Origin of the sequence: Microcystis wesenbergii FACHB-1317 (assembly GCF_014696875.1) — a bacterium.
Classification (GTDB): domain Bacteria; phylum Cyanobacteriota; class Cyanobacteriia; order Cyanobacteriales; family Microcystaceae; genus Microcystis; species Microcystis wesenbergii_A.
In genome coordinates this window covers 15019-33350 of the sequence record NZ_JACJQV010000161.1, presented here as the reverse complement: position 1 = coordinate 33350, position 18332 = coordinate 15019, and the positions used below count along the sequence as shown (strand labels likewise).

19 protein-coding genes are annotated in these 18332 nt (G+C 43.8%); 10 read left to right on the top strand and 9 right to left on the bottom strand.

The genetic code is table 11. The features are described from left to right. The first annotated feature begins 233 nt into the window (after window positions 1-233). The gene (locus H6F92_RS14665; protein ID WP_190358509.1) at window positions 234-998 is read left to right on the top strand and encodes a metallophosphoesterase family protein; all 765 of its coding nucleotides are present in this window, start codon (window positions 234-236) and stop codon (window positions 996-998) included. Here H6F92_RS14665 and H6F92_RS14660 read toward each other — a convergent pair. The 3 genes from H6F92_RS14660 to pgl all read right to left on the bottom strand — a co-directional run bounded on the left by H6F92_RS14660 (window position 917) and on the right by pgl (window position 3754). Next, on the bottom strand, window positions 917-2164 hold the full coding sequence (locus H6F92_RS14660) for a site-2 protease family protein (protein ID WP_190358499.1): 1248 nt from the start codon (window positions 2162-2164) through the stop codon (window positions 917-919). The two genes, H6F92_RS14665 and H6F92_RS14660, sit on opposite strands and share 82 nt — an antisense overlap. Window positions 2165-2274: 110 nt before the next feature. Then, window positions 2275-2907 (bottom strand): FHA domain-containing protein, encoded by a 633-nt coding sequence (locus H6F92_RS14655; protein WP_190358498.1) that lies wholly within the window; start codon window positions 2905-2907, stop codon window positions 2275-2277. A gap of 124 nt (window positions 2908-3031) precedes the next feature. After that, window positions 3032-3754, bottom strand: coding sequence for a 6-phosphogluconolactonase (pgl, locus tag H6F92_RS14650; protein WP_190358497.1), 723 nt, complete (start codon window positions 3752-3754; stop codon window positions 3032-3034). Window positions 3755-4150: 396 nt separating this feature from the next. On the opposite strand from pgl, the gene H6F92_RS14645 reads away from it, so the two are divergent. The 3 genes from H6F92_RS14645 to psb34 all read left to right on the top strand — a co-directional run bounded on the left by H6F92_RS14645 (window position 4151) and on the right by psb34 (window position 7377). Beyond that, the gene (locus H6F92_RS14645; RefSeq protein ID WP_190358496.1) at window positions 4151-4951 is read left to right on the top strand and encodes an HpsJ family protein; all 801 of its coding nucleotides are present in this window, start codon (window positions 4151-4153) and stop codon (window positions 4949-4951) included. 1025 nt (window positions 4952-5976) lie between these two features. After that, window positions 5977-6708 (top strand): undecaprenyl-phosphate galactose phosphotransferase family protein, encoded by a 732-nt coding sequence (locus H6F92_RS14640; RefSeq protein WP_190358495.1) that lies wholly within the window; start codon window positions 5977-5979, stop codon window positions 6706-6708. Between the two features lie 489 nt (window positions 6709-7197). After that, a complete protein-coding gene (psb34, locus tag H6F92_RS14635) occupies window positions 7198-7377 on the top strand; it encodes a photosystem II assembly protein Psb34 (RefSeq protein WP_002732326.1) in 180 nt (59 codons plus the stop codon). A 74-nt stretch (window positions 7378-7451) separates the two neighbouring features. On the opposite strand, the gene H6F92_RS14630 is transcribed toward psb34, so the two are convergent. Then, window positions 7452-8234 carry a tetratricopeptide repeat protein gene (locus H6F92_RS14630; RefSeq protein ID WP_190358494.1) on the bottom strand — a complete coding sequence of 261 codons (783 nt, stop codon included), beginning with the start codon at window positions 8232-8234 and terminating at the stop codon, window positions 7452-7454. A gap of 62 nt (window positions 8235-8296) precedes the next feature. Here H6F92_RS14630 and psbP point away from each other — a divergent pair, with 62 nt between their 5' ends. Then, window positions 8297-8845: a photosystem II reaction center PsbP gene (psbP, locus tag H6F92_RS14625; protein ID WP_190358493.1), complete on the top strand. Its 549-nt coding sequence runs from the start codon at window positions 8297-8299 to the stop codon at window positions 8843-8845. Here psbP and H6F92_RS14620 read toward each other — a convergent pair. After that, entirely contained in the window at window positions 8838-9038 is a 201-nt protein-coding gene (locus tag H6F92_RS14620; RefSeq protein ID WP_190358510.1) for a hypothetical protein, read from the bottom strand. The genes psbP and H6F92_RS14620 overlap by 8 nt on opposite strands. Before the next feature lie 206 nt (window positions 9039-9244). Between H6F92_RS14620 and H6F92_RS14615 the strand changes: the two genes are divergently transcribed. The 3 genes from H6F92_RS14615 (at window position 9245) to ureG (ending at window position 11124) form a co-directional block, all read left to right on the top strand. Further along, window positions 9245-9616: a hypothetical protein gene (locus H6F92_RS14615; RefSeq protein ID WP_190358492.1), complete on the top strand. Its 372-nt coding sequence runs from the start codon at window positions 9245-9247 to the stop codon at window positions 9614-9616. Window positions 9617-9767: 151 nt separating this feature from the next. Continuing rightward, window positions 9768-10355 carry a Maf family protein gene (locus H6F92_RS14610; protein ID WP_190358491.1) on the top strand — a complete coding sequence of 196 codons (588 nt, stop codon included), beginning with the start codon at window positions 9768-9770 and terminating at the stop codon, window positions 10353-10355. 175 nt (window positions 10356-10530) lie between these two features. Continuing rightward, the gene (ureG, locus tag H6F92_RS14605; RefSeq protein WP_002775535.1) at window positions 10531-11124 is read left to right on the top strand and encodes an urease accessory protein UreG; all 594 of its coding nucleotides are present in this window, start codon (window positions 10531-10533) and stop codon (window positions 11122-11124) included. Between the two features lie 9 nt (window positions 11125-11133). Here the strand turns inward: ureG and H6F92_RS14600 are convergent, their stop codons facing one another. From H6F92_RS14600 to H6F92_RS14590, 3 genes are all read right to left on the bottom strand, one after another. Further along, window positions 11134-11859 (bottom strand): WecB/TagA/CpsF family glycosyltransferase, encoded by a 726-nt coding sequence (locus H6F92_RS14600; protein WP_190358508.1) that lies wholly within the window; start codon window positions 11857-11859, stop codon window positions 11134-11136. Window positions 11860-11886: 27 nt separating this feature from the next. Continuing rightward, entirely contained in the window at window positions 11887-13302 is a 1416-nt protein-coding gene (locus tag H6F92_RS14595; protein ID WP_190358490.1) for an ABC transporter substrate-binding protein, read from the bottom strand. Between the two features lie 170 nt (window positions 13303-13472). Then, on the bottom strand, window positions 13473-15074 hold the full coding sequence (locus tag H6F92_RS14590; RefSeq protein ID WP_190358489.1) for a B12-binding domain-containing radical SAM protein: 1602 nt from the start codon (window positions 15072-15074) through the stop codon (window positions 13473-13475). Between the two features lie 481 nt (window positions 15075-15555). Between H6F92_RS14590 and H6F92_RS14585 the strand changes: the two genes are divergently transcribed. After that, window positions 15556-15732 (top strand): DUF4089 domain-containing protein, encoded by a 177-nt coding sequence (locus tag H6F92_RS14585; protein WP_002758987.1) that lies wholly within the window; start codon window positions 15556-15558, stop codon window positions 15730-15732. Beyond that, window positions 15729-17045, top strand: coding sequence for an AtzE family amidohydrolase (locus tag H6F92_RS14580; RefSeq protein ID WP_190358488.1), 1317 nt, complete (start codon window positions 15729-15731; stop codon window positions 17043-17045). The genes H6F92_RS14585 and H6F92_RS14580 overlap by 4 nt, the downstream gene beginning before the upstream one ends. On the opposite strand, the gene H6F92_RS14575 is transcribed toward H6F92_RS14580, so the two are convergent. After that, window positions 17042-18202, bottom strand: a complete 1161-nt coding sequence (locus H6F92_RS14575; RefSeq protein ID WP_190358487.1) for a glycosyltransferase family protein — start codon at window positions 18200-18202, stop codon at window positions 17042-17044. The genes H6F92_RS14580 and H6F92_RS14575 overlap by 4 nt on opposite strands. Window positions 18203-18332 lie beyond the last annotated feature (130 nt).

Here is an 18332-nt window from a genome sequence, read left to right as displayed (position 1 = left end):
GAGCAATGACAAAAGAACAGGGTCGCCTTCGGGTCGATAACCAACAGGGCAGGCAAATCTAAGCACCGAAAGCTCTTGTTTTAGGCTCTAAGACTGATGTTAATCTCCTATCCTTAGATAGGCTAAATCTCCTCCAATCCCTTTATTGTTGGCTATTGCCTGTTACCTCATCTGTTGGTGTGTGTTAGCAAAAAGTATCGGTGAGTATTACCAACATAGCAGACAAAATCCTCATGCGAACCTTAGCGATCGGTGATATTCATGGTTGCTCGAAAGCTCTAGATCACTTGCTAGAGATCGTCAATCCCAAACCCCAAGATACTCTAATCACCCTCGGTGATTACGTTAATAAGGGCAGAGACTCGAAAGGGGTGATCGATCGCCTGATTTCCCTACATAAACAGGGAAATTTGATTCCCCTCAAGGGTAATCACGAGATTATCATGCTGCAAGCCCGTAACAACCCCCTCAAACAGCGTCTCTGGTTAGAAAAAGGCGGTAAAGCCACCCTCAAATCCTACAGCGAAGGCCACCTGATTAAAATTCCCGAATCCCACTGGGATTTTTTAGGAAAAGTCTGTATAAATAGCTACGAAACTGCCAATCATTTATTTGTTCACGCTAGTCTCGATCCCCATCTACCCCTGGCCAGACAACCAGAATACAAACTCTTTTGGGAGAAATTTCAATATCCCGCCGCCCATAGTTCGGGAAAAACCATGATTTGTGGCCATACCAGCCAAAAAAGCGGTAAACCAGTTAATCTCGGCCATGCCATTTGTATCGATACTTGGGCCTACGGCAAAGGTTGGTTAAGTTGTTTAGATGTGGAAACGGGGAAATTGTGGCAGACTAACCAGCGAGGAAATTTTCGCATTAGCCATATTCAAGATTATTATCGTTCATCCTCTCTAGGTCAGGACATTAAGGACGGTGCGCCGATTTTTGGCCGTTCACTCTTGTCAAGAGCGGCAGCAATGACATTTAAGGGCAAATAACTGGGATAAACTCCCTCGCGAGCGCGTTTAATATCCGTTTCCTCTAGGGGAAGTTGGTATTTAATCGCAATTGCCTTGAGGATATCGCCGCGATCGATCACTCCCGCTACGGCGGAGGCCGGTGTTAACACCGTGATCATTCTGTCCGGGATGGTTTCCAGTTTTTGCACCACCGTCACTAAGGGGGTTTTTTCCTCAACACTGGGAATTTCCGCGAGGGGATGGGCAATATCAAGCAGTTGTTTTTCTGACCAGAAACTCCGCTCGATCGCCTGTAAATCTTCCACCCGAATTAATCCCCGATAACGCCCCTCGGAAGCGGCAAAATAAGCAGTATTGGCGGCTGCTTGGTCTAAAACGTATTCTTGGACGAATTCCTCTAGGGTTTGATGGGCGTTTAAAACCCGCAAATTTCTGCTCATCACCTCTCCCGCTTGCAAATTGAGGAGACTTTCCTGTAAATTAGTTAAATTATCGTAGGCGCGGGCATTTCTGAGGATAAACCAGCCCATTAATCCTAACCAAGCACCCCCCACATCTGCCGTCAAGAGAACCAAGAAAATCCCCAAAATAATCCCCAACCAACCGATGAATTGACCACTGATCGCAGCCCAATGTAAACCTTTCCAGCGATCGCCGGTTGCTTGCCAGACCATTGCTTTGAAAATTTGACCGCCATCGAGGGGTAAACCGGGGATAAGATTAAATAGAGCCAAAAACAGGTTAATTATCGCTAAATGCCCGCATATATAGGTTAAATTAGCGTTTAAATAGGGTAAGTGACTGGCTAGGGAGAGGAGACAAAACAGGAGAAAACTGACGAGGGGTCCAGCGATCGCTACTTGCAGGGCCTCTGGAGGAGTCCGAGATTCTCGATCGATCGAGGCCATACCCCCAAAAAGAAACAGGGTAATGGAATTGACCTCGATGCCTTGGGAGCGTGCCATGAAACTATGACCTAATTCGTGGAGTAAAACCGAGATAAACAGCAATAAAGCGATGATTAAACCAAGTAACCACGCTAAACCGAAACTCTGGCCAGCCAGAGATTGAATTTCTGCATCGGTGGCATTGATCAGGGTGACAAAAGCCAAAATCAAAAACCACGAGGAATCAATATAGAGAGGAATGCCCAATAAAGAGCCGATTCGCCAATTTGTACGCATAATTTTCAGTGGGGAAGTGGCAAGTGGCAAGTGGGGAAGTGGGGAAGTGGCAAGTGGGGAATTTAGCGGAAATTTCCCCATCACCCTAAATCCCTAACCCCTAACCCCTTTTAAGACATTTGGAAAATAAAAGTCATTTTGTCCCCTTTCCCGAGGCAAATGCGATCGCCAGCCCGAAGACGATGACGATTGCCGGGGGGTAGGGGATTGTGATTAACGTAGGTTCCGTTGGCGCTGCCCGTGTCTTCGAGGTAATAGATGCCCCCTTCGACGCGGATATCGGCATGAACCCGGGAGACGATATCAGAATCGGGAAAACCGGAAACATCGATATCGGGGGGAATGCGATCGTTAGGTTTGCCGACATGAATTACCGATAGATGTAGGGGTAATTCAATTTTGCTATCGGTTTGCAGGTGCTGGAGACTAGCCATTTCCGTCTGTAAGCGGGTGGCAGCCGGAACCGGTGGGGGGGCAACAGGAGGAGGTGCGATCGAGGCGACGGTAGCTGTCCGGACCGGTGAGACGGGTTCAGGTTCCGATTCCGATTCGGCCTCGGCTGCCACCATGGGAACGGAATTAGGCTGTAAATTGTAGCCACACTGACCACAAAAGGTGGCATCAGTTTGGATGGTTGCGCCACAACTAGGACAGGAAGACATCCTCGGTAAGGGGGTATAACAGGCCTCGCATTGACTGGCCTCATCGGGGTTAATATGTTCGCAATTAGGACAAACGATCATTTTTAAGTAAAAAGTAAAAAGGAAAAAGTAAAAAAGCAGATTAGGGGTTGGGTGTTGGGGTGTTAGGGTTTTGGTTGAAATTCCCCATTCCCCCATTCCCCCATTCCCCCATTTCCCCTATTCTCTAGACAAAAGAGGAACCAGCGGCTGCATCCAGTAACCAATATAATTCCCCTGCCGGGGGGTGAATGAGACGGGAAGGATAGGAGAAAGAGTCACCATAAGCAGAGAAAATCTCATGTAAAGCGGGGCGTTTACTTTCGCCGGCAGCGATAAAGATCACACAACGGGCCCGATTGATCAGGGGAACGGTAAAAGTCAAGCGGGGATTGCCATCTTTCTCGCCAACGGTGATACAGCGATCGCTCACCGTTAAAGCTGCCGTGTGGGGAAAGAGAGAGGCAGTATGACCATCATCGCCCATTCCCAATAAAATCAGGTCAAAAACGGGAAAATCGGGAGAATTGACCCCAAACCATTGGCGGAGATGATCATCGTATTTTTGGGCGGCCCGGTGGGGATCGGGGTCATCCGTGGGCATAGGGTGAATATTAGCGGCTGGGATCGGTATGCGATCGAGCCATGCTAACCGGGCCATGCGTTGATTACTGTCAGGATGATCGGGACTAACGTAGCGTTCATCTCCCCAGAAAACGTGAATTTTTGACCAGTCGAGGGGTTGAGAGGCTAAAGCTTCGTAGAGAGGTTTCGGGGTACTACCGCCGGACAGAGCGATGGTAAAATAGTCCTGTTGGTCGAGGCTGGTTGTGATTTTTTCCAGAACCAGCGCCAGAGATTTTGCGATCAGAGCTTGTTGATCGGCTAAAACTTCCACCAATTTCTGCATGGGTTTTGTTATCGACTCAGGGGGGCTGTCTTTACTATAGGCTAACCATTGAGGACTCGTCTGAGAGCTTGGGAAAATTTTATTCTTTGACAGTCTCTGTCTTAGGGAAGAGATCCGGGGGAAAACCCAGTCTGAGAGCTTGGGAAAATTTTATTCTGTGAGAGGGATAAGTTTAGCGATACCATATTGAGGTAATATTTCTAGAGTCGATTCTCGAAAGGGGTTGACAAGCAGAACGATTTTAATATAGGGTTTAGCGGGGGGGCTGAGCGAAAGTTAATTAGAAATTGCAGTTTGTCAGATTGCCTCTCGGCAAAATCCTTCCGCGAATCCCCAGCGAGAACTTTTAAACAGACTAATGAATCTATTCATTGACATACCATTACAGAAACAGCGATGAACAGCTTTACTTCTTTGTCCCTGAAATTAACGGGATTGGTTTTCATTTTTTCCTTCCTTTTGGATGGGTTTATCCTGCCGCTGCCCTATCGATTCAGTCAATCCCAATGGCAGGTAGGGTTCGTCACCACCTTTGTTGATCGAGGAATTGTTCCTCTTCTGGGTATCGTTCTCGTTTTAATCGCTTACTGGATTGACGATATCAATAAAGATAGAGCTATGATTCCTAGAAAACCCCGCAAATTTGAATTGCGTTGGCCGATCTTTATTTTTTCCACACTGTTAGGCTTAGTTTTTCTGTTGATGATTCCTGTTCATATCAATAATATCAACCAGATTAAAAACAACGCTTTGACTCAAATTCAACAGGGTGTTGACCAAGGGGAGGGACAAATTCAAGCCTTCTTAGTCCAGTTAAATACTCTATCCCAAAATCCTCAACTATTAGACCAGCAGATCTCTCAGAGAACTCAAGTGATTGAAACAGGTCGTTTCCAAGGACAACCGATCAGCACAGAACAGTTAGAGACCCTCCGTCAACAAAGAGAACAATTAACTGGTTTACGGGATTTATCCAAAAAACCGAAGGAGTTTAAACAGAAATTAGATGAGATCAAAAATCAGCTACAAACTCAGCTGCAAGATCGGCGAACACAGGCAGAAAGTCAAGCTAACTTGGAGGCTTTGAAACAGTGGTTAAGAATTGGTATTCAAAGTATGTTGCTATCGATTTGCTATAGTTTGATCGGTTGGTTAGGCATTCGAGAACTAGGTAGTATGAAAAAACGCACCGCCTAAGCAGGGGATTTATCTTCATGATGAAGTATAAAGTTTTCGTTTTCGGGACTCAGAATTCAGGGGTCAGGAGACGAGCGCAGACAAGAGCATAATTCATCCTTAGGATCAAAGCTGTAATTACTTAAATGTTCAGCCACAGGGCATCATTTACTGATGCCCTTTTATTAGACCTCTTGCATAATTAATTTTGGCTCTCTTGGATTTGGTGGGTAAAATGTATTCTAAGATACAGTCCTGCTGGCGAGGGAGTGGAAGGAACCACAAAGACACAAAGGACACAAAGATTGATCGATCCTATGTAAGTTAAACTTATCACACAGAACCTAGAAGAGCCTAATTTTGGCTGGCTCAAAAACGTCCTATAGCGGTTTTCCGTCTAATCAGGTATAGTAAATCCCTTGATAGATAGGCGTTTCAGCGTTTCAATCGGGACTCACTTCTGGGCAAACTGCTATAATATATAGCGTTTACTGTTCACAAGAGGTACATTATCGGTGTTAAAAAGCTTAATCAGCAAAGGTTTAAATGTGCCACACAGGTGTGAGAAAAGCTATATACCATTCAACAAGCTCGGAGAAAGAAGCTGGGAGAAAGCGGGTTTCTTAACAAAATCTGAGCTTTAATTTAGCTATTTACCAGAAACCCGCTTTCTGTTCTATAGCGTTTCCTGTTCACAAGAGGTACATTATCGATGTTAAAAAGCTTAATCAACAAAGGTTTAACTGTGCCACATAGTTGTGAAAACCGCTATATAATACTAAATCCTGTTTAAAAGGTATAGGGGAGCAGGGAGAAGGGAGCGGGGAGCGGGGAGGGGGGGGAGAAGGGAGAATAAATAAAAATAATCTCCTGACTGCTGACTCCTAACCCCAGCAAGGAACTTTTTGCCGCAAACCCTAATCAGAGATTTTTCAGTACAAAGGCTCTAAAATGGCCAGTGCCAGTTATTGGCCTGAAGACTTGTTTTTTCAGTCTTGTGGCTTTATCATGAGTACTGTGTGGTGTGTGTGATGTGAAGGAGTAAGATGACTGCTAATAGCCAACTTATCTCCGTCAAGGCTCTACAAGCTTTGATGAAGCGAGGGTTCAAACCTTCGGTCTCCGGTAGACGGCATCAAAAATCTTGGTTAATAGCTTTAGACGGCGATACCTCAAAACGATTATTCGATATCGTTTTCTCCCTATCGGTGCTAATTTTCTTTTCGCCGCTTTATTTAGTCTTAGCCTTATTGATCGCGATTAGTTCCCCCGGTCCAGTCTTCTATGTGCAGAAGCGCGTCGGTCAAAACTTCCAGCATTTCAACTGTATCAAGTTCCGTACTATGGTGATGGATGCGGATAAGGTATTAGAGAGACTGATGGAAGACTCTCCCCAACTGCGGGCGGAATTCGAGGATAATTTCAAGCTTAAGGACGATCCCCGCATAACTTGGATTGGCAAATTTCTGCGCTTAACCAGTTTAGACGAGTTCCCCCAATTCTGGAACGTCCTGCGGGGAGATATGAGCGTCGTCGGTCCGCGGCCTTTAGTTCCCGAAGAATTGCAGAAATATGGCAATCGCATCGACAAAGTTTTAACTATTCGCCCCGGTTTGACTGGTTTATGGCAAGTTTCTGGACGTAATGACATCCCCTATCCCATGCGCGTGCAGATGGATGTGTATTACGTTAATTCCCATAACTGGTTAACCGATATCTGGGTAGTCTTCAAAACTATCGGTGTTGTGGTTTTTCCCAAAAATAATGGTGCTTACTAAAGCAGTGAATAGTAATTAAAGATTACTCACTGCTGTTTCAATGTAATTAATCGCTAGACTGGAGGAGAGAAAGGCAGAACTGGCTTTTTTCTCCTCTTTTTTTGAGAAAGATGATGACAGTAATTATAGCGCTTTTCACCTTACTGAGGTATCGACAATGAAAACTGCTATAAATACGTCTTAGCCTACCAAGTTTTAACATTGGGTAAGGATGGTCTCTGTCGCTTGCTATTCTATGAGACTAGGCTTCTGTAAGAATTTTTAACAGACAATTTGTGAAAGTGATTGGCTTTTTTTAAGTTGTTTTTGCGTTCAATCAGGGGAAATGCGATCGCCAATAGAAGTAGCAGAGTCCAGCAGTTACCCCAAGACTAAGAATTGTTATCCCCGTGAGAATTTCCCACATCCCCGACTCGGTTACTAATATGTTGTACTATTGTAACAGGAGAATTTTTTTCCTGAAAAATTGTCATATTTGAGGTTTTGATTATGCCTTATACAAACGAAGAAGGTGGACGCTTAAATAATTTCGCCGCCGAACCGAAAGTTTATCAAGCGGATCCCCCGACTAAATCGCAACAACGTAATTATCTTTTCTGGGGTGTTGCTGCGATCACACTTGTGGGTGGACTGTTAGCTGTCGCTTTTTACGCATCTCAAGCTGGCTAAAATTTAGTCCCTCGTAGTTGCGATTTAGCCCCTTTCACTCCTCTTTAGCGCTAAAATCACAACTACTCCCTATTTTAGGGCTTCTGACCCTGAATTAATGCCACTGCTGACTGAGACTTAGCCGCAGTCCCCTGTTTACCCTGAGATAACGCTAGACGGGCTGCCTCCTCTAAATCAGCGATCGCTTTTTCCCTGTTTCCCAATTTATAATAGGTCAAACCCCGATTGTGGTACGCTTCGGCAAAATTAGCATTGATTTTCAGACTCTCATTATAGTCCCTTAAAGCCATTTCCTGCTGTCCGGCTCGGTTATAGGACAGGGCGCGATTATAGAAAATGCGATCCTGTCCTCTAGTTCCCTGTAAACTCAAAGCTTTTGTGTAATCCTCGATCGCTTCTAGGTGTTTACCTAAGTCATCCTTGGCATTACCGCGATAAATAAAGAAATCAGCAAAATTTCCGTTTAAAGCGATCGCTTTTGTGCAATCTTCCACCGCTGCCTCGTATTTTTTCGTCAGATAATAGGCATAACAACGATTACCGAGAGCGTTAACATAATTGGGGTTGACTGTCAAGGCCTGGGTATAATCTGCGATCGCTTGCTCGTACTGGCCGAGAACTAACTCCGCATAGCCGCGATTATAGTAAGCATCGGCATCCTTCGGTTCTAATTGTAGAGCTTGAGTAAAATCTGCGATCGCCCCTGAGTAATCCCCTGCGGTTAAACGATCCACCCCCCGATTATAAAATTCTACAGCTTTCACGGGGTTAGCGGTAGTTTGAGCGCTTAGGGGAGAGATAGTCAGTAAAAAAGTCGCTATAGCTATAATAATTGTCAATTTTTTCTTAATTTTCATAATCCGTTCACCTAAACAATTCAAGGTAAAATTAAACAGCCCTACTTACAGGTCAAAATATCATGATTAAATCTCTTTTGGCGACTTTCCTCCTAATTACCACCCTCCTCTTAACCGGTTGTGCAACTCCCATCGCTGGACTGCAAGGATACACCAGTGGCAGCCAAGGCTATCAATTTTTATATCCTAAGGGTTGGACGCAGGTGGATGTGAAAAAGGTTGCAGGAGTAGATGTGGTTTTTCATGACCTGATCGAAACGAGCGAAAATTTAAGCGTTATTATCAACCCCGTCCCCGACAATAAAACCTTAACAGATTTAGGGACACCCTCGGAAGTGGGCTATCGTCTCCTGAAAAATAACAGTCTTAACCCCAATCTCGATAAGGAAGTAGAATTAATTCGCTCAGAATCCCATCAAATCGACGGCCAAGATTATTATATCCTCGAATATCAAGTTAAATTAGCCAACGGCCAAGAACGTCATAATCTGGCCAGCGTCACGGTTAATAATAATAAACTCTATTCTTTTAATCTTTCCACTTCCCAAAAACGTTGGACGCAAATTCAAGAACTCTTTGAAACTATCGTTGATTCTTTCTCGGTTAGTTAGGGAAACTGGCAACAGGCAATAGTAAAATGTAGGGTGCGTTAGACGGCAAAAATTCCTGTTTTGACTTAAAGGTAACAATCCGTCGTAACGCACCACTGGCAATAGGCAATAGTAAAATGTAGGGTGCGTTAGACGGCAAAAATTCCTGTTTTGACTTAAAGGTAACAATCCGTCGTAACGCACCACCTATCATCAACTAGGTAGCCGGTTATAATTAAAGATAACATATAAAGAACCAGAAGCCTGTCCCACTATCTAACAATTAATTGAGATTACTTACTGAATCAGTAAACAGTAATCAGTAAGAAAGTGGTAACTGATAACTGGTAACTGATAACTGGTAACTGATAACTGGTAACTGGTAACTGATAACTGATAACTGATAACTGATAACTGAATATGAGTAACTCGGAAGAAAATAGACTAGATAGACTCGAATCTCTTGCTGAAACTACCCTAACAGGACTACAGGAGATTAAATTAGGATTACAGGAGATTAAATTAGGATTACAGGAAACCAATCAGGGATTAAAAGAAACTAGAGCGATCGCTAATTCTAATGCTAAATCGATCGAAGCGTTAACTAATAGTCTTGCTGAGTCTAAAAAAGAATGGGAAAAAGACAGACGGGGACTTGATCAACTGCTAGGACAATTAACTCGATCGATGTCGGATTTTTATGAGGTTCAGTCGGATTTTTACAATCGATTTGACAAGGAAGAAAGACAATCCCGCATGGTTGAGATTTTAGATCGTTATTTTCCCCCCTAAAATCCTGCCAATTCCTAGCAGAAATAGCTAAAAATCTGATAACTGATGGTGGGTTACGGCAAATAGATAAATTGATAATTAAGTCTAATAATTTGCCATTGCCTAACCCACCCTACCTAACTATCTCCTATCTTGTTTACTGAAAAAACTTATGTCCATTCCCTTGATTCTTGCTTCCGCTTCTCCTGCGCGTAAAAAACTATTACAAATGGTGGGAATCGATCCGATTGTGCGAGTGAGTAACTTTGATGAATCGACAATTAATGCTGATGATACTCTCCATCTTGTCCAAACTTTAGCCCAATGTAAAGCACAAACGATCGCCCCTAAATTTGATACAGGATTAATTCTTGGTTGTGATTCCGTCTTAGAAGTAGCGGGGGAAGTCTATGGCAAACCCAAGGATAAATCAGAAGCGATCGAGCGTTGGCAAAAAATGCGCGGTCAGGTGGGTACACTCTATACAGGTCATGCTTTAATCGATCGAGTTAATCATCAAACTTTGACTCGTTGTGGGATCACTAAAGTTCACTTTGCCAATATCAGCGATGAAACAATTATTGCCTATGTTGACAGCGAAGAACCCCTCAAATGTGCTGGCTGTTTTGCCCTAGAAGGAAAGGGGGGTCTATTCGTGGAAAGATTGGAGGGATGTCACAGTAATGTTATCGGTTTAAGTTTGCCCCTATTTAGGCAGATGTTAACGGATTTTGGCTACCAAATCACTGACTTTTGGTGATCTTTTTGCCGATGATTTCCCCAAATTTATTGACAAAAAGACTTGACAAATTCTCAGATTTGTGTTAACCTTTTATTATAATGGGAATCCGTGTCGCCCTGCGAACCCCTCTTTTTTCTATCCGATAGCTCCAAAATTTTTAACCCTTTCCTTGTCACTTTTTCCCGAAAAAACTATGTCTTGCTTGCGCGTGGGAATTGCCGGTCCGGTGGGTTCAGGAAAAACAGCCCTGCTCGATGCCCTGTGTAAAAATTTGCGGGATCAATATCCGATCGCCGTAGTCACCAATGACATTTATACTCAAGAAGATGCCCAATTTTTAGTGCGATCGCAAGCTTTAGCTCCGGAAAGAATTTTAGGAGTAGAAACGGGAGGATGTCCCCATACAGCTATTCGCGAGGATGCCTCAATTAACTTAGTTGCCATTGAACAGTTAGAGAGAAAATTTGCTAACTTAAAGTTAATTTTTCTGGAAAGTGGCGGCGACAATTTAGCGGCAACCTTTAGCCCCGAATTAGTAGATTTAACCATCTATGTGATTGACGTGGCAGCCGGAGATAAAATCCCTCGCAAGGGGGGACCGGGTATCACCAAATCGGATTTATTGGTAATTAATAAAATAGATTTAGCCCCGATGGTGGGGGCAGATTTAGGAGTGATGGATAGAGATGCAAAAAAAATGCGCGGGGATAAACCCTTTATCTTCACCAACTTGAAAACACGGGAAGGATTAGAGCGAGTGATGGCCTTTATCGAAAAGAATTTATAATAACTATTACTAGGAATAAAAAAGAGAGCGCCAGAAAAATTTAGGTAAAGCTAACATTCTTTTCCAACGCCAAGGTTCCTGATAGAGTCGATACAACCACTCTAAATTATTGTCACAGAAAAAGCGAGGGGCGCGGATTTTTGTCCCGGACCAGATATCAAAACTGCCCCCCACACCTACCCAGATAGCTTGGGGACAGAGATATCGATGTTCCCTAATCCAATATTCTTGTCGGGGTACTCCTAAACCAACTAAAATTAACCGCGGTTGTTGATCTTTTAATACCTCGATCCAATCGGACATTTCCTGGGAGGATAGATAACCGTGGTTAGTCAGAATACGGATATTAGGTATCTTTTTTTGCCAATTACTTGCCGCTTGTTCAGTAATCCCCGGTTTACCACCAAAAAAAGCAATAGGAAAACTTTCTCCCCGCATTCCTAACTCAGTAATTAAGGATTCTGATAATTCAATACCGGGGCAGCGGGTTTGTTTTCTGCCCCTTAATTTTAAGTAAATGACAATCCCCGCACCGTCGGGAATAACTAAATCTGCTTCCCGAATAACTTGGGCTACTTTAGCATCATTTTCTCCTAACATTGCCATTTCTGCATTGAGAGTGACAACGTGGGAACCAAAACCTTGATAGAGGCGATCAATTAACCAACGACTGTAGTTATCGAGGAGATGAACCGGTAAACCAAGAACAGAATATTTGGGGGGAGTTTCTAACATATAAGTCATCTTGATTTAGTTGTCATTTTATCGAGAAATTGGCACAAAATCTACCCCAAAACTAGAACGAGAACCGGGTTTAACTACCACTAATTGCACGGATTGATTGCGATCGCCAGAGGGTAAAAATCGCACGGGATTAGTCGCCCCGGGGACAGAAAAATTACTGCTTCTTAACGCCTGTTGAACTCCCTCGCGGCTAGATTCTGCCTTAATGCCAGCGATTAAAGCCTGGGTAGCGTCATAGGCGGTAGCCGTGCGCCAATTTACGTCTCCTTGCCACAATTGGCGGGATTTATTCACAAAAGGACTGTTCGGATTAGCCCCCAAATGCCAAGCGATAGCGACAACCATGTCCAGGGCATTTTTTCCGCCTACATCCAGAGTTTTGGGGCTATAAACGTCATCACCCGCCACAATCGGCAATTTTTGACCATTGATTTGAACCACCTGCAAAGCCTTATCTAGGGTTCCACTATCCCCAAGAAGGGCGATTAGATTTGCTCCCTCTTGTTGAGCTTGTTGGAGGCTTTTAGAAGGGGTAAAAGTGAGGGAAGATAGATCAAATTCACTCACCACTTGACCTCCTCCTAATCCTAAAGCGGTGATAAATTCAGATTTTAGGGATTGACTATAATTACTTTGGGAGTTAAAAAATACCACTGCCTTGACGTTAGGAATTTTTTGCAAGCTAGATTCGGCTAATGCCCGTGCCGCCGCAAAATCACTGGGAACAGAACGAAAGATATAGTCACCAAAATTGGAGAGTTTAGTTGAGGTACTGATGGGGGAAATCATTACTAATCCCGCTTTTTGATAGATAGCAGCCGCCGCTAAAGAGGTATCACTGCTAGTGTGTCCTACTACTCCTAAAATGCTGTTGTCAGCCGCTAATTTTTGGGCAATTTGAGCAGCAATTTCGGGACTATCAGCATCATCAGCAATGAGAACTTTTAAAGGAATGCCATTAATTCCCCCAGCTTGATTGATTTGATTTTGAGATTGGGCGACTCCTCGTAAAACTTCTAGGGCGGTGTTGACATCGCTCCCAATTGGCACGGAAACGGCGATAGTATAGGACTTAGCTTCACCAATACGGGCGTTATTTAAGTAGATGAGAGCTTCCGGATCATTTTGATTAGCTCGCAGGGATTTTTCTAGGAGGTAAACTGCTTGCTGAAAGTCTCCTTTTCCGAGGGCCTGTATAGCAGCTTGTTTGTCCGAAGAAGCCCCGTCAACTATTAATAATTTTTCCCCTTGACTAAATTTTGCCTGTGCCGATACCGATTTTTGCTCTGGTGATATTTTCTCGATTTCAGAAAGATTGGTTGGGTTATTTTTTCCTTGAAAACGATTGTATAACCACCAACCACCTGCCCCAAAAAATATTAGGGTAATCACCAAGGCTAAAAGCAGGGTAACGGTCTCATTTTTCTTGCTCATGGGTTGATCAACTAAGATTAAATTAATGGTTTAATCGGGATTGATAGTTAATAAAAGTACCAATTCAAGTCTGAATTGCACCAATATCCGATCTACCTTGATAGAATACCTCATTTGGGGTCTGATAGTCAAGACATTGTTTAAATGCGTCTTAGCTTATTAGCGATACTTTACCTTTTTGTTTGGGAATCTTCTAAATGTTTTACCAAAACATTTGAGGATAAAGGACCGTGTAAATGACTCCAGGGTAAAACCTGTTCTAAACGCCATTGTTGATAAACGTAATAATCTAGAGGGGGAATTTGTCCTTTTAGTTCCTTAAAAGCCCGTTTATAACTGCCTAAAGAATCACCGTAGCCACGGGTTAATTCTAATAGGGAAGTTAAGCGGCGATCGCCTCTAGATAATAGGGCTTGAATCACCGACCAATTATAACTTTCTGGGCGAAATTCTATGCCCTGTTTACCTAATTGTTTCTCTAGATATTTTAATCTTTTTTCGGCCATTTTATTAACTCCAAACCACTGAAAAGGAGTATGGGATTTAGGCACAAAGGTGCTGCAACCGAAAGAAATTCGCAGTCCAGAGGCGGCTTTTTTTAATGCTATTAACATTTCCACAGTCGCCGCTATATCTTCAGTTTCTTCTCCCGGTATTCCCACCATACCATAGAGTTTTATCCCTTTTAAACCGCCGGCTTTGGCATTAATGGCAGCTTGGATAATTTCATCATTGGCTAACTTTTTGTTGATAATTTCCCGTAGGCGATCAGAACCACTTTCTACGGCAATAGTAATTGATTTGCTGTCTCTTAGGGATAAAATTCTGGCTAATTTTTCCGTGACAGTATTAGTTCTAACTGAGGCGATCGAGAGTCTAACTCCTTCAAATTTTGGTTGAAAAAGATAATCAAGTAAGGTTTCAAATTCGGGATGTTGACTGACAGAAGCACCTAATAAACCCAGGCGATCGGTCACTTTTAAACCTTTTTCAATGGCAGGGATTAAAGATTCTAAACTAGCGGTACGAAAGGGTAAAGTTAGATAACTAGCTAAACAAAAACGGCACATTTCTGGACAACTTCGCACCACCTCTACCATATAAATATTCTCCCATGCCGCTTGTTTTGTTACCACCGTAGAAGCTGAAAGGGTATTACTGCGATAGGTTTGTTTACTAACAAAAGCAGGAACATTATTATCTATGGGTATAATTGCCGTAATTTCACCTTCGGGACTATCATAATTAACGGTGTATAAACTAGGAACATACACCCCCGGAACCTGGGACAAATGACGGAGTTTTGTCGGGCGATCGGCGTTTCTAACCTCTTGATAGGCATTAATAAAATCAGCAATTAAATTTTCACCATCTCCCAATAAAATTACATCAAAAAAAGCGGCAAAAGGTTCGGGATTAGCGGTTAAAACTGGCCCACCTCCGAAAATTATCGCTTGCCGATCTTGCCGTTGATGACTGTGACAAGGAATTTCTAAAGATTCTAACAGCGAGAGGATATTAACATAGTCTAATTCCCAAGAAAAGGAAAAGCCGACTAATTCGGGATAACGGGGTAAAGATTCTTGAAAATCCGTAAATAAACGACTAACTTGTATATCCGATCGCAGGGCTAAAGTTGCCCAAACAATTTGATAACCTAAACTGGTTATACCGACGGAATACTGATTAGGAAAGGCAAAAATAGTTCTAAGGGCATCACTGTGGGGTATTGCGGGAGTAAAGAGGAGTTTTTCGTCTTGTAAGATGGTCATTTCAGTTATCAGTTATCAGTTATCAGTTATCAGTTATCAGTTACCAGTTATCAGTTACCAGTTATCAGTTACCAGTTATCAGTTACCAGTTATCAGTTATCAGTTATCAGTTATCAGTTATCAGAACGTAGGTTGGGTTGAAGCATGAAACCCAACGCCCGATTATGTTACGCTACTGCTAACCCATCCTACAAATAATTGTGCCTCCCTACTTATAAGTTTAATTTAAATCCGGAGGTGAAGGAGGGGAAAATATCTCAATATACAGTTATATGATCATATCTCAGGTTATGATGCTGGGGAGTCGGTGGTCAAGAACAAATTCAAGTTATACTTCCTCCCCAGGGATAGCTATTGTATTTACAGGAGATTTTCTCTTATATCCTAGCAATTTTCACAGCTTAACTAGGTGTCGATTTTATTCCTGAGCGCTGCTTTTAAGCAAATATTGATCTCCTTCACCCCAACCAGAACGAAATCTATGAATAATCCAGAAGAATACGTTATGATCATGGCGAAAATCCTAGATTTAGCCATTCCCGATCGCTATTTAAATTCTGTGGTTGAAAACTGGCAACGCTTGCAAGAAATCGCCAGTTTAGTGACAGAATTTCCCTTAGAGGATGACGGGGAAAGCGCCCTCAGCTTTGAACCATGACTATTTCTGTGTGCAATTTAGCTCGATCGATCCAAAATCGTCAAACTAGAGCCTTAGAAGTTATTAGCCAGACTCTGGCGGAGATAGAGGCAAAAAATCCCCATTTAAATTGCTTTACCGACATTTTACAGCCCAGGGCGCTCGCTCAAGCCCAAAAAATCGATCAAGCGATCGCCAACGGTGAACCCGTCGGTGTCTTAGCAGGAGTCCCCTTCGCCGTCAAAAATCTCTTTGATATCAAGGGTATTGTCACCCTTGCCGGTTCCAAAATCAATCGAGATCACCCTGCTGCCAGACAAGATGCGATCGCTATTCAAACCCTAGAAGCAGCCGGGGCAGTTTTGGTGGGGGCGACCAATATGGATGAGTACGCCTACGGTTTTGTCACCGAAAATGCCCATTATGGGGCCACTGCCAACCCCCGCGATCCTAGTCGCGTATCGGGGGGATCCTCCGGCGGTTCCGCCGCTGCCGTTGCCGCTAATTTAGTGCCTCTCGCTCTCGGTTCCGATACTAATGGTTCCGTGAGGGTTCCCGCCGCTTGCTGTGGCGTGGTGGGGCTAAAACCCACCTTTGGGCGCGTATCCCGTCAGGGCTTATTTTTGTTCGTTAGTAGTTTAGACCATCTGGGATTTTTTAGCGGCAATGTGGCGGATATGGCGGCTATTTGGAGTCTTTTTGCCAAAAATAACCTTAAAGCTCCTTTAAGTGGCTTAGAGGGCGTAAAAATAGCCCTTGCCGATGATTATTTTCAGCAGGGAGCCGAACTGGAAGTATTCGAGTCGGTGACAGCGATCGCCGAACGTTTAGGAGTGACTAAAAAAATCACCATTCCCGAAACCGCCCGCGCCAGGGCAGCCGCCTATATAATTACCGCTTCCGAGGGAGCAAATTGGCATTTACCGCGTTTACAGACCAGATTAGAGGATTTTGACCCCGCAACCCGGGATCGCTTCTTGGCGGGGGCATTAATTCCCTCTAGCTGGTATTTACAGGCTCAACGTTTTCGCCGTTGGTATCGCGATCGTTTGCGAGAGAGCTTCACCGAAGTAGATATTATCCTCACCCCGACGATTCCCTGTATTGCGCCGCCGTTAGGAGTAGAAAAAATGATTATTGACGGGCAAGAGCTATTAATTAGACCTAATTTAGGCAGATTCACCCAACCTTTTTCTTTGATTGGTTTACCTGCCCTTTCTTTGCCGATTAAACGTCCATCCCAGCTACCTTTAGGTTTACAAATCATCGCCGCCCCCGATCGCGAAGACTTAATCCTAAGGGTAGCCAGGGTTTTAGAAGAAATGCTTGCCTAAGAATCCGCTTCAATCACATCTAACCAAGCGGCGGCCGATCGCTCCCAGGTGTCATTTAGGGCAATTTGACGACATCTTTTGCGCTCTTGGGACAAAAGCTGGGGATTTTTCAGTAATTCGACAATTTTCCAGCCTATAGCTTCCTGAGTAGCCGGATCGGTTACTTCCCCCGGTACTTTCACACAGTAGTCCTTTTCTCGAAAAACAGCAAAATCCGTCACCACCGGCAGACAGCCTACCACTGCTGACTCGCGCACAGAAATACAATCGATCTCACGATAGGTGCAACCGTAGTAATGAATAGCAGAGCGCGCTTTTTCCTCGATTAGTTGACGATAACCCATCATTCCGCGATCAACTACCCCCGGACTAGCTTTAATCAAAGCGATTAAATTATCGCGCCATTCCCTGCGATCGCCACTGCCATCCCGTTTAGTAAAACCATAGTAGAGATGTAACTCGGCCGCGGGAATTGCCGCCTTGATAATCGGCCAGCCATGCTTTAACATCGACTCTAGGCCGCGATAATAACGAGAGGCATAGACTAGACGATAGGGAATATACTCACTTTCTGGCACTGTCTCACTTACAGCCAAAAGGGAAGTATCGATACCATTAGGAACAATCGGACATTGATTATCGGCACAGAAATCCAGTAAATCCCGTTGATATTGGCTTTTACAGAAAATTTTGTCGTATCTAGCCAAAATTTCGGGGGTATAGGAGGCTGCCGGAACTTTAATATCTTGCCAATCAAAAAAAATTCGTTCTGCCTTGGTACCCGGACGGCAATAGGTGGGATGACGAGAGATCACCAGTGTCTCAAAGTGATCCTGCCAATTCATGCGGTAATAATTAACATAGCGAATACCGTCCTGTTCCCCCTCCATACCCTCACAATTGCCAAAAATCGTCACTTTATAGCCGCGTTTCGTCCATTCCTGCGCTAAAAAAGCCACCGATGCCTGGGTACCACTGGCCCCCCGTTGCCAAATTTCCGCCGGAAGCATGGGACGATATTTTTCTGTGTAAATAACGATCGATTTTTTCGGCCAACGACGGGCGCTCAAACGCTGTTTAATTTGAAATAGGGAAGGTGCGCTGGACCGTAGCCATTGTTTTAGATTAGATTGTAGGGATGGAGTAGCTTGTGACACTCTTTTTCTCCAAGATCGAGGGAAAATAGGGGCGATGGGTGATAGAGTCTTAGTTTCTCGAATTTAACTCGATTTCTCGACTCAGTAGAACAATTCGAGCCTATCATATAATGGGTTCAAGTCAAAAATC